The sequence below is a fragment of the Virgibacillus sp. Bac332 genome (genome assembly GCF_003667785.1).
In the GTDB taxonomy this organism is placed as follows: domain Bacteria; phylum Bacillota; class Bacilli; order Bacillales; family Amphibacillaceae; genus Virgibacillus; species Virgibacillus salarius.
In genome coordinates, this window is the sequence record NZ_CP033046.1 from 671,370 (window position 1) to 688,161 (window position 16,792).

Sequence of the window (16,792 nt, forward strand, 5' to 3'; positions counted from 1 at the left end):
AGAGTAACTTTCTAAACTATCAAAAGACGAACAATAATTAACCTAAATTAATTATTGTTCGTCTTTTATCAATTATCTCTCAATCTTTTTTATAGCCTTATAAGCTCATGTTACTTCATCATTCTACATGGAAGCGCTGCGAATGATGCGAGAGCGAATCCGATATGTCTGTAAGCTTGCGTCCAATTTGATAATTGTTTTTCAGTTGAATGACTTGTTCATCACTACTTATCAGCATCTGTTCTGCACTCTCTAAATTTTCCCTCGATACGGAAGAATATTGAATGGCCGTTTGTTCTATATTAGGGAGTATATCTCCAATTCGCTGTAATTCTATTTGTATTCCTCTAAGTTGATGACTTACATTCGTAATTTCCTTTAGCAATGCATCAAAAGCATCCTTAGAAACGTTAGACATCATTAATGTCTTGTTTGTTTTCGTTAACATCTGCTCAAATGCTTCAGAGGCATCTGCTGTGTTTAACTCCATGCTAGAAATAGAATTAGTGATTTCAATAGCGGCTTGTGAAGATTGCTCCGCTAGCTTGCGCACTTCATTAGCTACAACTGCAAATCCTTTGCCAGTTTCACCTGCTCTTGCTGCTTCAATTGCCGCATTTAACGACAACAGCTTTGTCTGTTCTGCAATTGCTTGTATCATATTAACAAGATTAGCTATGGAATGTGAATTTGCTTTTACGCTATTTATTTTTTCCGTAAGGTGAGCAAAATCGCTTTCGAAAGTGCTAATGGTTTGAATTAGCTTCTCCATTTGCACTTCACCCGTTTGCGCAGACTGATTCATCGTATCGGAGCTAATAAAAATACCCTTCATCGTCAAAATCGTTCGTTCCAAATCATCCTTCATCACCTTAAAGGTCTTGACACTTTGCTCTGAGCTCGATGCGGTCTGTTCAGCACCTTGCTTTACCACATGAATCGCTTCCTTTAATTGTTCTCCAGAATGTAACGTCAATTCTGAAGAAACTTGTAGCTCTCCACCAGCTTTCTTAAGGTCTACCGTTGTATCTTGTATTTCATGAAGCATGGTACGCATATGAGTAATCATTGTTTCATAACTTTTATGGAGGGATATAAACTCTGGTAATGTTGTTTGTATAGCTGGAGCCTGCTGCAGATTGCCTTTTCTTACAGCTTCCATTGTCTTTCTCAATACCATTAAAGGCTTTATTACACTACGAACAAATAAAATGATGAAAAGGATAGTAATGATACTGCTTACAACAATAATAAAAAAGGTAAAATAAGCCATTTCATGAACTGGCCCCATGTATGAAGCAGTAGGAACAAGCAAAACATATATCCCTTGGATTTCTTCCATCTCTTGAAAGGTTATAGTATATTCCTCGTCATTTATTGTTCGATGAAACAAACCCTTATTTTTTTCTACGATATCATTTACTAATTGTTCGGAGATAACAGGCAATTCTCCCTTACTAACTTTAAAGGGGACTGCTTGTCCGCCTTCTATGTAAAAATAATGAGAGGTCATTCCATCATCGGCTAATTTCAATTTCTGTGACCGCACATTCGCTTCTAACTGTTGCTTAAAATAGGAATCATCACTGACATATAAAAACTTCAAATTATCCGCGATATAACCCATTAATTCCGTCTCTCGTATTAGACGATTTTCAATCGAAGTCATCGTCGTTTCTTTTGCTTTTAAGTATGAAATAACTCCTACTGCTATCATAGAAAATAATAGTAACGTAATAAACAGCATGAGTAATCGACTTCGTAAGCTTAATTTTTCCAATATCCGTTTGCTAACATGCGTAGTATTATGGAACCATTTTTGAATAACCTGCTTCAAGCAAACTCCCCCTGCATCATTGCTTCATTATCAACAAGTATATCAAGTAAGTATTAATTTTTTGTAAAGCAATCGTTAAAAATGGTTAATTTGAACCATGAAAAATAACACACGACGATTCCTAATTTAAAAAAGAGGTGGGGACAAAAGGATTTTGATCGAAGAAAAAACGAACATCGAAAAAATATATTCGTGTAACGAGGCTACTCCAGAAATAGCGTAGTTTATTGTTCGTCTTTAGAATGAACCATTTTCGTTATGTCCCACCCTCACCAACATCCATCTATCTCTTTTTCTTATCCACATACTCGTTTGGTTCGTTACCGCCGTGGGAATTACTATTCTTAAATGGACTTTTACGACCGTTGCGATGTTCTCCATGATTACTATTTTCCTTAAATTGATTGTTCTTATCAGCCATTATAAAATAACTCCTTTCTACGTAAGCTTTAGTAAAGGCGTTTAAAAGAGATATACATGAATGGTATTGCTTTAGGATCTTATTACAACAGGTAATAATCCTTATGCTGCCGAGATACTCTTCTAAACAAGCCATTTATAGTCTTTGTAAGAGTAACTAAATTATTCCTTTTTTCGGCGATCTTCCGAAAAGGATGAGTCGTCATTTTTCTCAAAACGTCCATTTATCGTTATAATAATAGTAGTAGAATGTTCTTTGGAAGGACTGTTCAACATGTTATCTTTAGAAATGCTCATCTTTCTCTTTTCTGCGATGCTCATTGTCGGAGTATTAGCAACCAAATTCTCCACTCGATTGGGCTTACCAGCCCTCGTGTTGTTCCTCTTAATTGGTATGGGCCTTAACAAATTTGTTTTCTTTGAAAATGTAGAGCTTACCCAACTAATCGGAATTATGGCTTTAATCATTATTTTATTTGAGGGTGGGACACAAACAAAGTGGGAACAGGTTCGGCCTGTCCTTGGAGCAGCAGGCTCGTTAGCTACATTAGGAGTCTTATTAACCACCATATTAACAGGCTTTGCTGCTATGTATATTCTTGATCTATCTTTACTTGAAGGAATGTTATTCGGGGCCATTGTTGGTTCTACAGATGCAGCTGCTGTTTTTTCCGTTCTTGGTAATAAAAATATCAATACGAAATTGACATCTACACTTGAAGCAGAATCCGGTTCCAACGATCCCATGGCGGTATTCCTTACTGTTTCCTTTATTGAGCTCATTCAAATACCCGAAACATCCATTTGGAGTACGATTGGTAGCTTCTTTATACAAATGGGACTTGGCTTATTAATCGGACTATTACTCGGTAAGCTAACCGTGATGCTTATCAATAATATTAAGCTTGATACTGCCGGCCTATATCCAACATTAGCTATTGGTATGGCTACAGCTACATACTTTCTAGCGGACTTTTTAGGCGGAAGTGGCTTATTAGCTGTTTATGTAATGGCTGTATTTGTTGGTAATAGTGATTTAATGTATCGTTTCTCTATCTTACGATTCAACGAAGGATTTGCATGGATGATGCAAATTGTCATGTTTATCCTCCTCGGACTACTTGTTTTTCCAAGTCAACTTACGGAAGTCTTTTGGCAAGGTATTATTCTCTCCATCATTTTAATGTTTATCGCGAGACCGATTGCTGTATTTATTTCCATGGTATTCATGAAATATAATGTTAAAGAAAAATTGTTTATTTCATGGGCTGGGCTAAAAGGAGCTGTTCCTATCGTTTTAGCCACTTATCCGATCATTGCTGAAGTAGATAACAGTGACTTAATTTTTAATGCGGTATTTTTCGTTGTATTAATTTCAGCTTTGGTTCAAGGAAGCACATTATCATGGCTAGCTACAAAATTAAAATTAACCGGCTATAAAAATGATCCTACTAAACCTTCAATGGAACTCATTAATCTAGGAAATACAGAAGCGGAGATCATGGAAGTCAGGATATTCTCTCAATCTCCGGCAGTTAATACATCATTAATAGATATAGAACTTCCTGACGAGACATTAATTATCGGTATTATTCGTGATAAACAGGTTATTACTCCTACTGGTAATTCCGTTATTTTAGAGAATGACATCTTATACGTATTGAGTAATAAGAAAAATAGAGAAAAATCAAAGAAGGTATTATTGGGTCAAAAAGAAAAGAAAAAGCCTGTCAAAACGGAAGCATAAAGTAAAACTTCAATCAGCAGGGATATTACTGCCAGTTAAATGTGGAATAAAAATGAGCTATGCCAAAGTAAACGAAAGAAGCAAAAAGCTGAACGATATTCGAAATGGTTTAATGAATATTCGGATTCGTTCAGCTTTTTTGTTCTATATCATTTCCATGTTTTTAATAAACGCCTTTTAGTGGTACATAGATACTTTCTTTTAAACTTTCTTGCCTCGTATTTTAGTCGTTAGAAGTGAGCATTAAGTGTTACCCCTGCCCCTTTCGCATTTTCTATTCCTCTAAGATATACTTCCTTAAGGCATAGCCGACTCCATTGTTTTCATGATGCTTCGTAATGTAGGTGGCATGTTGTTTCACTTCATCCTCAGCATTTTCCATCGCGATACACATTCCAGCAATAGAAAACATAGGTACGTCATTATAATTATCTCCTATTGCCACTGTATGCTTTAAGGGAATATTAAAATAATCTGCCATCTGCTTTAAGCCATAGCCCTTATTCGCATTAGGATGAGCTATTTCTATCTTTTGTTTACCTGAGGATGTTATGGATATATCATTTCTATTTTTCAGAATACTTTGGAGTATATTCCTTTTTGGCTTTTCGAAAGAAAGAACAAATAATTTATATACCTCTAAATCCGTATAATCGATTTCATTATAATTAGAAACATGTAGTAAGCCGTGCTGCCTGTTTTGCATATCAATGATATGATCTACCCAATCGATTGCTACGTCTAAATCCTGTATTCCTCTTTTTTCTCGTTCAAGGATCCCACTAATTTGGCTTTCTACTAAAATCCCACCTTTCGTGTATATTTCAAAATAGACTAATTGCTGTTTAAGTATCTCGATGAGGTCACCTATAACATCACTTGTTAGGAATAAGTGATACAGAAGTTTATCATTATCATATGCTTTTGCACCATTACCTGCAATAATTGGACAATCTATAGCAGCACGCCTAAGAATCTCTTTTGTATCATGAACCGAACGTCCAGACGAAATCACGACAATGTCATCTTTCCTTTGGACCTCATGAATGGCCTGCACATTCTCATCAGAAATCGTTCCATTTTCGGAGAGAAGCGTCCCATCCAAATCTATAGCAATCAACTGCATCCTATTTTCCCCCTTTCATCATTGAAGCTAAATGATAGGGGACTGCCTTAATAGACATCCCCTATCTTGTCAATTTATGCTTCAATAATAGAAGGAACTACTTTTCCTTTACTTCCTACCATCCGTATTTTGGAAGCAACCATAGCTTTTGCAGCTTCTTTTGCTTTTTGTAAGTAGGCTCGTGGATCCAAACTTTCTGGTTCCTCTATAAAATGCTGTCTTATTGCTTCGGAATACGCATTTTTTAATTCTGTAGATACATTTACTTTAGCCATTCCTAGTGAAACACACTTCCGAACATCTTCCTCTGGTACAGCAGATCCCCCATGCAATACTAATGGAGTATCTACCAATTCACCAATCTGTTCAATCCTTGAAAAATCAATATTTGGTTCACCTTTATAAATACCATGCGCAGTTCCAATCGCCGGAGCTAGTGTAGGTACACCTGTCATTTGAACAAATTCCTTACATTCTGTTGGAACTGCTTTTTGTGCATCTTCTTCTGATACAACAATATTATCCTCTACTCCACCTACTTTCCCTAGCTCTGCCTCTACATTTACACCAAGTGAATCTGCTAAATCCATTACCTCCTGTGTTCTGCGGACATTTTCCGCAAATGGATGCATAGAGGCATCAATCATTACTGAGGAATAACCAGCTCGAATTGCCTGCTTAATCACTTCATAATCAGTACAATGATCTAAGTGTAAGCCAGTAGGAACATGATAATATTCGGAGGCTGCCTTAACAACTTTCACAATGTTTTCTGCACCGAGTGATTTTACCGTACCAACAGTTGTTTGCAATATAACTGGTGATCTCATTTCTGCAGCCGCTTCTAGTACCCAGTAAATACTATCAAATGAATGGACATTGAACGCTACAATTCCGTATTTTCCCTTTTTAGCTTGGTTTAACAATGGTGTAGTTGATATAATTCCCATTTTATATCTCTCCTCCTGAAATAGCAGTTGCTACAATATTTGCTAGCTGCTCGTTTGTTGTTGCATCAAGCATCGATTGTCTAACTTCTTCATCCATCAACGCGCGTGATAAGGCAGATAATGCCTGTAGATGGGTTGAACCAGCTTCTGATTTAGGTATTAACAGGGATAAAAAGAAGAATGCTGGTTGACCGTCAAAAGATTCCCATTCAATACCAGTTTCTGTGCGAACAATAATAATCGCTGGTTTCTCTACCGCTTCCGTCTGCGTGTGGGGGATTGCAAAACCATCCTGGAACCCAGTTGTACTTTGTAATTCTCTTTGTTTTAAACCTTCGATAATCGCTTCTGCTGAACTGGCGATCCCATGTTTTTTTGCAATGTCAGCAATCGCTTGAAATACACCTTGCTGTGAAGAAGCTGTCGCCTGAAGCTGAATAAAATCTTTATTAATTAAATGTTTCATACTGATCACTCCTCAATTGGCTTATTGTGTGCTGCTTTTTTTCGATATAGACCATATAGGAAAGCACCAATTAGTGAACCTACTAAAATAGATAAAACCCATTGGAAAGCTCCTGTAACAACTGGAAGAACTAAAAACCCACCATGCGGTGCTGGCACTTGAACGCCGAACATGTAAGTCATGATCGCTGCTATGGAGGAGCCGAACATAATAATCGGCAGGACAATTAAAGGGCTCTTAGCTGCAAAGGGAATAGCTCCCTCTGTAATGTGCGTCGATCCTAATATAAAGTTGACAGCTCCAGCGTTTCGTTCCTCTTTTGTAAAATATTTGGGAAAAATAACTGTAGCAAAAGCAATAATTAACGGTGGCGCAATACATGCTGCTGATACCCCTGCCATAAAATACAGATTTCCTTCGGATAATAATAGTGTCCCAGTAACATATGCCGCCTTATTAAACGGTCCGCCCATATCGAATCCACACATTGCACCGACAATTAATCCTAATAGTAATGGATTTGTTGATTGTACGGATGCTAGGAAGTCCATTAATCCTTCGTTTAAACTTGTTAATGGTTGGATAATTGGCGTCATAACGATACCAATTAGAAAGATTCCCAAAACTGGATACAAGAAAATAGACTTCAATCCATTCAATGAGTGCGGCATCTTTTTTAACAGTTTTTGCAGGAGAATAATGATATAACCTGCAATAAAACCTGCTAATATTCCGCCTAAAAATCCTGCTCCGCCTTCATCTGCCAATAGCCCACCAATGAAGCCAACAACCATCCCCGGCCTTTTAGAAATGGATTCGGCAATAAAAGCTGCCAATATCGGCACCATTAAACTAAAACCTAATCCACCAACTTGATTTAGCAATGCTGCAAATTCATTGTACTGCTCATGGTCCGGGTCAGCCGAATAGATACCGAACAGGAAGGAAACTGCAATGAGCACTCCACCCCCTACAACAAATGGGAGCATGTGTGATACGCCATTCATTAAGTGCTTATATATTGAATGAACCCATCGTCTATTTTGCTTGGTAGCCTGATCCCTCTCATCGACTTCCATTTTATCTGCCTCATTACCTGACTCTTGATAATCTGAGTCATAATAAGTAGAAGCTTCTTGATTAACTATTTGATTAATAAGTTCTTCTGGAGAACGAATGCCTTTCGAAACTGGTACATCGACTAAGGGCTTTCCATGAAATCGATACGCCTGTACATCCTTATCTGCAGCAATAATAACACCATCTGCTTCCTTTATTTCCTCAGGAGATAAGGCATTTTCAACACCAACCTGACCATGGGTTTCCACTTTAATCTCCACACCCATTTTTTCTGCAGCTTTTTTAAGCGCTTCTGCAGCCATAAATGTATGTGCAATACCTGTTGGACAACCTGTAGCTGCAACAATTTTCTTTTTAACCATACTTAATCCCCCCTATAATTAGTGATGGAAACTTGCTTCATAAGTTCTGCTATATTTGATAAGTCACTAAGACCTTTAGAAAAAGCCGTAGATGCTCCAGTAGCAACTGCATATTTTAACGTTACATCTAATGGAGCGTTTTCCATTGTTTTTGCAATAAACGCGGCGAGCAAAGAGTCTCCAGAGCATGCCGTATTTACTACTTCTCCAACTGGTGAACTAACGTTTACTAAATGATTGTCATTTAAGAAAATTGCTCCATTTCCTCCTCTAGATATAATGACGTTTTTAGCTCCCTTATATAAGAGCTCCTTACCATAAACGATTATTTCTTGCTCTGATAACGGCATATCTTTTCCAACTAAATGAGCAAGCTCTTCTTCATTTGGCTTCAATAAATAAGGACGATACGGAAGAGTTTCTAATACAATAGATGAGCTTGAATCAATTACAAGGTTAACGTCATTTTCAGCACAGATTTTGGCTATATCTACAAGAATACTCTCCTCTACTCCCCTAGGTAAGCTTCCTGAAACGATTAATATACTTCCCTTTGGAATAGTCTTTATTTTTTGTAGTAAGTTATCAACATCTTTTTGCCCAACTTCTGGACCTTGATTGACAATTTTATATTCCTCATCGGCATTTACAAACACATTAATTCGTGTTATTCCATCCACATTGATGAAATCACTGTTAATCCCTTGCTTAGTTAATTCTTCTTCAATAAATTTACCTGTAAATCCACCGATAAATCCTAATGCTGTATTTTCTATTCCCATTTTTTGAAGCATAATAGAAACATTGACGCCTTTTCCATTTGCTTGATAATCTTCATCAAACGTACGATTTACTCTATTTGGTTTCAAGTTGTCTATGGCTACGTATAAATCAATAGCTGTGTTCATTGTACAGGTATAAATCACAGCTTCACCCTCTTTCTTTGTTGTTAAGTAAAGTATCTCATATTCATTTATGTAAATGTTTTCAGCTTATGTAAACCTTTGCAGTGAAAGGATGCGAAGGTATGACAAACCTAGTAAATTTTAGTAGCGTTAATGAAGCTGCTTGCCACTATGGCGTTGTGAAAATATTAAGTGAAACTACTTAGCAGCAGGGGTCTTACTGGCAGTTATATGCGGGGAAAAAAGCTAAAAAAGGAATGAAGAAGCAATAAAAGACGAACGATAATTATTTGATAATAATTATCATTCGCCTTTTAGCGATTTAGGAAAATATAAAATTTGAGCCTGTGTATAAATATGGGCGTTTTGTCTATCCCACACTAATTGTTAGTACCACAAGGGTATGCCCTAAAAGTCCTTGAACCAATCGGACATTTAATGCAGTCATTCCCACACTTACCAATTTTGGTTTGTCTTTATTGCTTGAAGTCGGGGTCTTACTACCAGTTATATGTGGGATTACATGATTATTCGTATTTTGAGTAAAGAAATTGTTTTTTTATCCTAGCCTCAGACGATATTCAGAAAAAAGGATGTTTCCCAATAATTAACGGAATGCTCCTTAGAAGAATAATCAATATCGGATTATCACAGAACTGCATTTATTTTTTTGTACGGATTACGTAAGAATCAAGAAGTATTCTAGCTATTACATTAAGTGAAAGTCTTGAACGAACTTCATATTCTGGAAAAAGGGAATGATCTGTTTTATACCCTAATAGAGTCATATCAGATAATCTACTAAGTGACGAGTCAACCTTGGTAGTTAGTGTAATCGTTGTTACTTGTCTCATATTTAAGTTTTGGCATGCCTCCACAAGCTCAGGTGTTTCACCATTTAACGATACAAAAATAGCTATATCATTTTTTCCTACTTTACGAGACTTCACACGAATGATATTAGGGTCTTCATGTGTTTCACATATTTTATCTAAAGCCTGTAATTTTACCATCATTTCTTTTGCAATCATTTCTGAAAAGCCACGGCTAAAAATATAGACTCGTTCTGCATTAAATATTTTTTGGACGGCATCTTCAATTTGACCAATGCTTTGTAGCTGGATGGTTTTCGTAACCTCTTCCTCATTTTTCTTAATTACCTGTTTAATATCGTCGTCAATATTTCCAAGCCAATCATGGGTGTCCTCCATTTTCTTGTCCTGTTTTAAACGATATTTAAAAGATGTATAGCCGTTATAGCCTATTTTCTTCATCAGTCTGACAATCGTAGCTGTAGACACATTTGCTCTTTCACTTAACGTAACAATTGACATGGTAGCTATCTCGTCAAGATGTTGGTGTATAAATTCCAATAAATAGCGCTCCGCTTGACTGAGCATAGAATAGGTTTGATGCGGAATATCAAATAAAGGTTTATCCATCATGAAAACCTCCTTCCTTAGTTATAGGAGTAAGGAAATCCTGTTATGTAACGGTATACCAGCTTTGGGTGTATTTCTATTGTTGTCTATGCTTATAGAAATATTACTATTATATCGTTCCGTTCGAATTAGTATCCTATAGAAAATGTACCCTATTCGTATAATGAAAGAATACCACATCGAGCCTACCAACTGCTACTTTAACAGCTAACAAGGCGATACAGAAAAAACCAATTTAGTTATGTTCCAACCTCATCACCATTCTCTTACTCTAGTCTTATCAGCAACTTATCGATTTCCATAATTTGTATTAGAAGAATAAAGTCCAGCTTCCAATCTTGAACTTTAACCTTGCTGACGCAGGAAATTATTCATTAGCACGGGCAAGGAAACTAATATAGGCGGATCATTTAAACGTGGTGCACGAAGTGTTACATACAGGTGTGGTACAGATGAACGAGGTTGCACTACAATTGGATGATGGATTTTAGCTCTTAGTGTAGTGTGTGGGAGCAAAATATCTGTTGCCTGCGAATCCCAAGTTACCGCAGTTGCCATTAAATAGTAACGACCTGGCTTCACATTAGAAAATGAAAATTCACCTAATGTCGACAGTAGTGTACCATATTTCGGCATTCCCTCTGGAATTGGCTTCGGAAACAATCCTATTAAAATAACTCCACTGAACGGAACTTCTGCATCAATTGTTCCTGTAACATAGTTATGTGCTTTTTTAACAATGCTTGTTTGTTTCCATGTCGCCAGTTGATTCAAGGATGTCAAATGCTTGTTCACTACCTGTGGTGAATGACGAAACGCAGATGGTGACATACCTACCCGGTTTGAAAACCTTGTTGTAAAGGTACCAAGACTTTGCTGGCCGATCTCCATACCGATGTCACGGATACTTAAGTTTGTCTTTAACAATAAATCCTTTGCCTTCTGTAAACGAATAGAAGCAACGTAATAATGAGGGGGCAAACCAACATATGCTTTGAAGATACGGGAAAAATGATAAGGACTGTAAGCTGCATAGCGTGCTAATCGAGCAAGCGATAGGTCTTCATCAATATGCCTTTTTATATAAAATAGCACTTCATCCATTTCTGAAGAATAACTTGGCACGTTACGTTCCTCCTGACCTAAATACCTATTAATAGTATTCGATTTAAATCAAAGAATTCCTTTAAGCATTTCCATTATTTCATCGACAATTGAATTATTTTCTTATAAAATCAGAATAGAAAAAATTATTACAAGTAAAACTTCAATCAGTGGGAGTTTTGTTATCCCCACTGATTGTTAGTATCACAAAGGTATGACTTAAATGCCTGATGGGGGCTTACTACTGTAGCTATGTGTGGGATAGAAATGTACGTTTTGAAGATTAAGCTATTATGTAAAAGGAGTGTGGTGAAGTGAATAGTCCCATTAAAAATCAGGTTAATACAATATTTGTCAGCGTTAGTGAATTGCACAGATCGGTAAAATGGTATTGTGATTTATTAGGGCAGAAGTATCAAGCAGAACATCTAAACCAACCTGTTTATAAGCTTGATATCAATCATCATACGGGGTTGATATTAGATGCCGGGCCTAGAGGAAAAGTTCAAAAAGTTACTCCGTCTCCACACCCATTATACAACTTTCATACAGATGATATTCAAGCGGCATTTCGATTTGTAGAAAAACCGAACTATCAAATCACATCACCCATAACAGCGTTTACAGCCGTAAAAGATCCTGATGAAAATATTATTATGGTATGCAATGGCTGATCCAATAACGAATTCCGGAGGACTGCATATGTTCAGAATTCTTTTAGAGGGCTGGTTACCATTTATTCTAACAGGATTAATTACTGCTTCCATTATCATTCTTTTAGCAAGATACATGAATCGTGTAGGACTTTATATAATTACAACACTATTGAACTTCGCCAGTTTTGCATTATTCATCATTAGTATATTTGCGATTGGTCCCTGGACAGGAATGGGAATAGGGCTTTTTTCCATTTCTTTTCTAATTGGTGTTAACATGGGAATTGTCATTAGCTTCTTTATAAAGTGAAACTTCAATCTATTGGGGTTTTGTTTTCCCCCACTTAACCAATATTAGTTTCAATTGCTTGAAGTGGGGGGTATGACCAGTTATATGCGGATAAGAAAGAAATAGCGTGAGGTTGTATGTTATGTCACATGCAACCTTTACTTAACGATGTAATTCTGCTTTCATATCCCATGACGTTCCATTAAGCCCTACTTTTATAAAACCAAAGCGCTTGTACAGCTGTACAGCAGTATTATTGGGATCAACGCTTAATGATACTGCAGGATACCCAGCTATTGTGAGCCTTCTCAGCAATTCATTAAGAAGTAGCGTGCCAATTCCTTTCCCTCTATAATCAGGTAAAACTGCCATACTAAGCACAGGAGTATCATCAGCAATATAACCATAGGTTTGATTTTTCTCATTAAATAAGCGCGTCCATATTGCGCCTACATGGTTTCCTGTCTCATCCAGGGCAATCAGAGCAATATCTCCATCTCTTCCCCAATTGCGAACATATTTCTCTAAGGCTGGATCTTTTATTATTGCTCTTGATGGTCGATCCACACCTTCAGGAACATATATTGCTTGATAAAGCATCTCCCATAAGAAATCGATATCAGCAGCTGATCCAGAATGAATCGTATACTTTTCCATAAACACATCTCTCTTTCCTTAGTTAAAAGCCTTTAACTATATTGATAAAAGACACTGTTGAATTAATTCGATACTACTTAAGAGAATCCCTACCTGAGGCAAGTAAAATGGTAAATCAATTGAATCACATGCTTGTAGGAGTAAAGCTAGGGACTAAATGAAACAGTAAAAAAAACTGAGCAAAATTCGCTCAGTCCTTATCACTAAATGCTCAGATTTACGCTTCCTCTAGTAGCTATTATGGAATAATAGCTACTGCTTGACCACCACTCCGGCTGCCCACTTCCCTTTCCGTGGGGTTTGTCCTTCAGCTAACTTTTTTAGCAAAACCCGCTCAAAAAAGTGGATCTTCAGGTCAAACATTTCCCACAGGAGTTGAAGTGGCCGGCCTTCGCTATTATCAGGCTCTACAACGCTAGCATGAAGTAACACAGCTGCTTTTATACTCACAGATAGCGATTTTCACTTTACCCATTGTAAAAAAAGTCAACCTATTTCTTATGACAAGAATTGTTGCACCTTCTCATAGCGGAGACTAATTACGTAGACTCCTGCGGGAATTGCGCGAGCCGAAAATCCACTTTGCAACGTGTTCTTCTTTGCAAAGTTAGTTGAGGCCGTGCCCGCGGAAAGCGAAGTAATTAGTCGGAGCATTGCCAATATACATCAAACATTTCAAAATAACTACTTGGCTTAACGCAGTCATTGCACCGATTTTATACTTTCTTAACTTAGAACAAAAGCGCAAACGCCTGATTAGAAGCGTAGCGACTGGAGCGAGAAAACGGAAAGGAATCACGGTGAGCTTGCGAGCCGATGCTGACTTATCGTCAGGCGATTCATGAAGTAGCCTAGTTTCTAGGCGCTGGAGCTGGATGTGGCTCAAACACGCACCCTATTTAACCACATGGCTAATTTTGTAATTTCCTAGACAGTGAAAAAAGAGTGTATCCTCCCGTTGTGCGGGTAAGAAAACACTCTCCTCTAGTTTATTCTTTTGTAAACGCAATCGTACTTCTTACCGTATCAATTGGACGAACCATTTCCTCTATCTCTGCTCGATTTGGTTCAAGAAACGGTGGAAGTGATAAGCTTTCTCCTAAAGTTTCATAAGGCTCATCACCCATAAACCCTGGTCCATCTGTTGCAAATTCAAATAGAATTTGTGGAGCTACCCGGACATATAAGGATTCAAAGAAATGGCGGTTGACATACCCTGATGTTTGAAACCCAAAATTCTCCATACGGTTAATCCAATCCTCTAAAACGTTTCGGTCTTCTACACGGAATGCGGCATGATGCACTGTACCAAAACCCTGCCGTGCATTAGGTAGCACTGGATTATATTCCACTACAACCTGTGCACCATTACCACCTAGCCCAACTTCAAACAGGTGAAATGCTCCTTCTTGATCAATCTCTTTAAACTGTAGCACGTTCTCCATCATTTCTTTAAAGTAATCAAAGTTAGCAATACGAACAAAGATTGGTCCTAAACCTGTGATCGCATATTCTAATGGAATCGGTCCTTTTTTCCAAGGAATACCGGAATCAACACCTTCATTAGCTTCATCAGAAATTAATTGATATTGTTGATCATCGAAATCCACAAAGGATAGAGACTTTTTGCCAAATTGCTCCTTAATACCTGTATGCTTAACTTCTAAACGCTCAAAGCGTTGCACCCAATAATCTAATGCTGCGTCTGATGGAACTCGGAAGGATGTTTTGTAGATCTCATTCGTTCCATGTGACCCTTTTGGAATGCCGGGAAAATCAAAGAAGGTCATATCTGTACCTGGATTCCCGTTATCATCAGCGAAAAATAGATGGTATGTCTGAATATCATCCTGATTAACTGTTTTCTTCACTAAACGCATGCCAAGAACATATGTGAAAAACTCGTAATTTTTTTCTGCACTGCTCGTAATCGCTGTAACATGATGTATTCCCTTTAATCCTTGCATGTCATTACCTCCTCATTTTCTAACTGGCTTAATATTTTTAATTAAGATATCTTTAATTAAATATAAATATACCACGTTTCCTTCTACTTGTCCATTAACTAAACTTCATTCATATAGTGAAACTACCATCCGTGGGAGGGTTGTTTATACCCAACGGATGATTAGTACCACAAGGGTATGACCTAAAAGCCTTTGAACCAATCGGACATTTACTGGCAGTCGATCCCTCTCTTACCGATTTTGGTTTCTCTCTCTATTGCTTGAAGTCGGGGTATTACTGCCAGTTATATGCTGAATAAAAATAGCACACTACCTAGGATGAGCTAAATAATCGTTTATTATTTTTCATTTAAATGCTCGTTTAATTCATTTGAAATCTGATTCAATACACCCTCATCTATTTTTTCATAATAAATCCCATCCACTGTTATTTTTTTCTTTTTAATCGTTATATCCTTTGTCTCAATGGAAAAGGAATGAATACCATCTCTTATCTTGTCTAACTTCGCAGATGATAAATTTGTTGATTCAATTTGTTCTGTCAATTGTTCTACCAATTTACTACTATTTTCCTTATAGTTAATTTTATCCCAAACCATTTTGGTAGTACTCCTGTGCTTATCCGTTTCAACCCAATCCTTTAGAAATTCTGTTAAAATGACAGCATAGTAATCGATCGGAACATCGAAATAATTTTCGAAGGTTGCTATCACGGGTTCGATCTCTTGATTATAAGCCATTGCATTCGCAATTTTATCCTTCCGCATATTGTCATTATGTGCATCAATAATGGTTGCATAGGCATCTCGAGGTATTGGAACTAGTTTTATACTTTCCATTGCAGAATTATATGTAAGTACCAGCTGAAATACAGATCGATGAGATTCTTCCGCCAATATTAACACAGAAAATGTGTTTTTTACGTCAGTAGATACTGCTTGATTGTCCTTCGTATAAAGTGAAGGCATTATTACTCCAATTGCTAAGATCACGATCAGCATAGTGGCAATCGTAGGACCGATATAAGACGTAGACGTTCGTTTCCGTTTTTTCTTTGCTGTATGAATCTGCTGTAATGTCTGTTGACGATCTGCTTCTGTGAATGTTAACGATTCATTCTCGATAAACGAAATGTATTCTCTCTCTTTTTTACCCATGATAGTTCACCTCCAATTTAGTTTTCAATCGTTGTCTAGCTCTTTTCAACCTTGTTTTTACTGTACTTGTGTTCAATTCCATCATGTCACCAATTTCTTCAATTTGAAAAGATTGATAATAGTACAAGTAAATAACTTCACGATAGATAGTTGGTAACGTATAAACTACCTGCTGCAGTTCCTCCTTTGCTTCTTTCTGAATAACATTATCTTCTACGGATGAAAAGATAGCGCCTGCGACATCCTGAATAAGTTGAACTGCCTGCACCTTTCGATGATGCCAGCTTTTCAAATAATCCTTGCAGCCATTGATCGTTATCCGATACAGCCATGTTTTTAGTGAAGACTTATAGCGAAAGGAATCCAAATGCTGATAACATTTAATAAACGTAGATTGGACAATATCCTTTGCTGTCTCTACATTTTTCACATAATGAAATGCAAGTCGGACCAATTCATCTCCATACATAATCATGACTTCCTCTAATACCCTTTCTTTTTCTCGTTCCATAATTCCCCCCCCTCATCCATTGCTGTTGTTTGCTTGTTCGTTTGACGATCCTATCGAAGAAATAGTTTCAGCTAAACGAAGAAAAAAGCATCCCCCGTAGAATGCTTTCAGTATAG

At 37.2% G+C, this 16,792-nt stretch carries 17 protein-coding genes; 3 read left to right on the forward strand and 14 right to left on the reverse strand.

All coding sequences use genetic code 11. The features are described from left to right. Positions 1–118: 118 nt before the first annotated feature. Both D9782_RS03060 and D9782_RS22685 read right to left on the reverse strand, forming a co-directional pair. Positions 119–1,837, reverse strand: coding sequence for a methyl-accepting chemotaxis protein (locus D9782_RS03060; protein ID WP_240455793.1), 1,719 nt, complete (start codon positions 1,835–1,837; stop codon positions 119–121). A 283-nt stretch (positions 1,838–2,120) separates the two neighbouring features. Further along, a complete protein-coding gene (locus D9782_RS22685) occupies positions 2,121–2,258 on the reverse strand; it encodes a hypothetical protein (protein WP_162986316.1) in 138 nt (45 codons plus the stop codon). 273 nt (positions 2,259–2,531) lie between these two features. On the opposite strand from D9782_RS22685, the gene D9782_RS03065 reads away from it, so the two are divergent. Continuing rightward, complete coding sequence (locus tag D9782_RS03065; protein WP_026680434.1) at positions 2,532–4,004, forward strand: potassium/proton antiporter; 1,473 nt, start codon at positions 2,532–2,534, stop codon at positions 4,002–4,004. Positions 4,005–4,278: 274 nt separating this feature from the next. Here D9782_RS03065 and D9782_RS03070 read toward each other — a convergent pair whose 3' ends face one another. From D9782_RS03070 to D9782_RS03100, 7 genes are all read right to left on the reverse strand, one after another. Then, the gene (locus D9782_RS03070) at positions 4,279–5,130 is read right to left on the reverse strand and encodes a Cof-type HAD-IIB family hydrolase (protein WP_026680433.1); all 852 of its coding nucleotides are present in this window, start codon (positions 5,128–5,130) and stop codon (positions 4,279–4,281) included. A 74-nt stretch (positions 5,131–5,204) separates the two neighbouring features. After that, complete coding sequence (locus D9782_RS03075) at positions 5,205–6,080, reverse strand: class II fructose-bisphosphate aldolase (protein WP_121604052.1); 876 nt, start codon at positions 6,078–6,080, stop codon at positions 5,205–5,207. Position 6,081: 1 nt separating this feature from the next. Next, positions 6,082–6,546 (reverse strand): PTS sugar transporter subunit IIA, encoded by a 465-nt coding sequence (locus tag D9782_RS03080; RefSeq protein WP_026680431.1) that lies wholly within the window; start codon positions 6,544–6,546, stop codon positions 6,082–6,084. Between the two features lie 5 nt (positions 6,547–6,551). Beyond that, complete coding sequence (locus D9782_RS03085; protein WP_026680430.1) at positions 6,552–7,988, reverse strand: PTS fructose transporter subunit IIC; 1,437 nt, start codon at positions 7,986–7,988, stop codon at positions 6,552–6,554. Between the two features lie 2 nt (positions 7,989–7,990). Next, positions 7,991–8,914: a 1-phosphofructokinase gene (gene pfkB, locus D9782_RS03090; protein WP_121604053.1), complete on the reverse strand. Its 924-nt coding sequence runs from the start codon at positions 8,912–8,914 to the stop codon at positions 7,991–7,993. A gap of 641 nt (positions 8,915–9,555) precedes the next feature. Then, a complete protein-coding gene (locus D9782_RS03095) occupies positions 9,556–10,335 on the reverse strand; it encodes a MurR/RpiR family transcriptional regulator (RefSeq protein ID WP_026680428.1) in 780 nt (259 codons plus the stop codon). 345 nt (positions 10,336–10,680) lie between these two features. Then, positions 10,681–11,439 carry a helix-turn-helix transcriptional regulator gene (locus tag D9782_RS03100; RefSeq protein WP_255637698.1) on the reverse strand — a complete coding sequence of 253 codons (759 nt, stop codon included), beginning with the start codon at positions 11,437–11,439 and terminating at the stop codon, positions 10,681–10,683. 314 nt (positions 11,440–11,753) lie between these two features. Here D9782_RS03100 and D9782_RS03105 point away from each other — a divergent pair, with 314 nt between their 5' ends. Then, positions 11,754–12,113, forward strand: coding sequence for a VOC family protein (locus tag D9782_RS03105; protein ID WP_026680426.1), 360 nt, complete (start codon positions 11,754–11,756; stop codon positions 12,111–12,113). Between the two features lie 28 nt (positions 12,114–12,141). Then, positions 12,142–12,405 carry a hypothetical protein gene (locus D9782_RS03110; protein ID WP_034678684.1) on the forward strand — a complete coding sequence of 88 codons (264 nt, stop codon included), beginning with the start codon at positions 12,142–12,144 and terminating at the stop codon, positions 12,403–12,405. A gap of 141 nt (positions 12,406–12,546) precedes the next feature. Here the strand turns inward: D9782_RS03110 and D9782_RS03115 are convergent, their stop codons facing one another. From D9782_RS03115 to D9782_RS03135, 5 genes are all read right to left on the reverse strand, one after another. Continuing rightward, complete coding sequence (locus D9782_RS03115; protein ID WP_121604055.1) at positions 12,547–13,041, reverse strand: GNAT family N-acetyltransferase; 495 nt, start codon at positions 13,039–13,041, stop codon at positions 12,547–12,549. Positions 13,042–13,293: 252 nt separating this feature from the next. Next, a complete protein-coding gene (locus tag D9782_RS03120; protein ID WP_121603754.1) occupies positions 13,294–13,491 on the reverse strand; it encodes a hypothetical protein in 198 nt (65 codons plus the stop codon). Between the two features lie 539 nt (positions 13,492–14,030). Continuing rightward, the gene (locus D9782_RS03125) at positions 14,031–15,008 is read right to left on the reverse strand and encodes a ring-cleaving dioxygenase (protein WP_026680424.1); all 978 of its coding nucleotides are present in this window, start codon (positions 15,006–15,008) and stop codon (positions 14,031–14,033) included. A gap of 338 nt (positions 15,009–15,346) precedes the next feature. After that, positions 15,347–16,165, reverse strand: coding sequence for an LCP family glycopolymer transferase (locus D9782_RS03130; RefSeq protein WP_121604056.1), 819 nt, complete (start codon positions 16,163–16,165; stop codon positions 15,347–15,349). Continuing rightward, positions 16,158–16,676, reverse strand: coding sequence for a sigma-70 family RNA polymerase sigma factor (locus tag D9782_RS03135; protein WP_371413986.1), 519 nt, complete (start codon positions 16,674–16,676; stop codon positions 16,158–16,160). Before D9782_RS03135 ends, D9782_RS03130 begins: the two co-directional genes overlap by 8 nt. Positions 16,677–16,792: the final 116 nt, after the last annotated feature.

Bases quoted from the DNA above. Each gene is read 5' to 3' on its own strand.
- D9782_RS22685 (WP_162986316.1), bottom strand. From the start codon at position 2,258: ATGGCTGATAAGAACAATCAATTTAAGGAAAATAGTAATCATGGAGAA.
- D9782_RS03065 (WP_026680434.1), top strand. From the start codon at position 2,532: ATGTTATCTTTAGAAATGCTCATCTTTCTCTTTTCTGCGATGCTCATT.
- D9782_RS03070 (WP_026680433.1), bottom strand. From the start codon at position 5,130: ATGCAGTTGATTGCTATAGATTTGGATGGGACGCTTCTCTCCGAAAAT.
- D9782_RS03075 (WP_121604052.1), bottom strand. From the start codon at position 6,080: ATGGGAATTATATCAACTACACCATTGTTAAACCAAGCTAAAAAGGGA.
- D9782_RS03080 (WP_026680431.1), bottom strand. From the start codon at position 6,546: ATGAAACATTTAATTAATAAAGATTTTATTCAGCTTCAGGCGACAGCT.
- D9782_RS03085 (WP_026680430.1), bottom strand. From the start codon at position 7,988: ATGGTTAAAAAGAAAATTGTTGCAGCTACAGGTTGTCCAACAGGTATT.
- D9782_RS03095 (WP_026680428.1), bottom strand. From the start codon at position 10,335: ATGGATAAACCTTTATTTGATATTCCGCATCAAACCTATTCTATGCTC.
- D9782_RS03100 (WP_255637698.1), bottom strand. From the start codon at position 11,439: ATGGATGAAGTGCTATTTTATATAAAAAGGCATATTGATGAAGACCTA.
- D9782_RS03110 (WP_034678684.1), top strand. From the start codon at position 12,142: ATGTTCAGAATTCTTTTAGAGGGCTGGTTACCATTTATTCTAACAGGA.
- D9782_RS03115 (WP_121604055.1), bottom strand. From the start codon at position 13,041: ATGGAAAAGTATACGATTCATTCTGGATCAGCTGCTGATATCGATTTC.
- D9782_RS03125 (WP_026680424.1), bottom strand. From the start codon at position 15,008: ATGCAAGGATTAAAGGGAATACATCATGTTACAGCGATTACGAGCAGT.
- D9782_RS03130 (WP_121604056.1), bottom strand. From the start codon at position 16,165: ATGGGTAAAAAAGAGAGAGAATACATTTCGTTTATCGAGAATGAATCG.
- D9782_RS03135 (WP_371413986.1), bottom strand. From the start codon at position 16,676: ATGGAACGAGAAAAAGAAAGGGTATTAGAGGAAGTCATGATTATGTAT.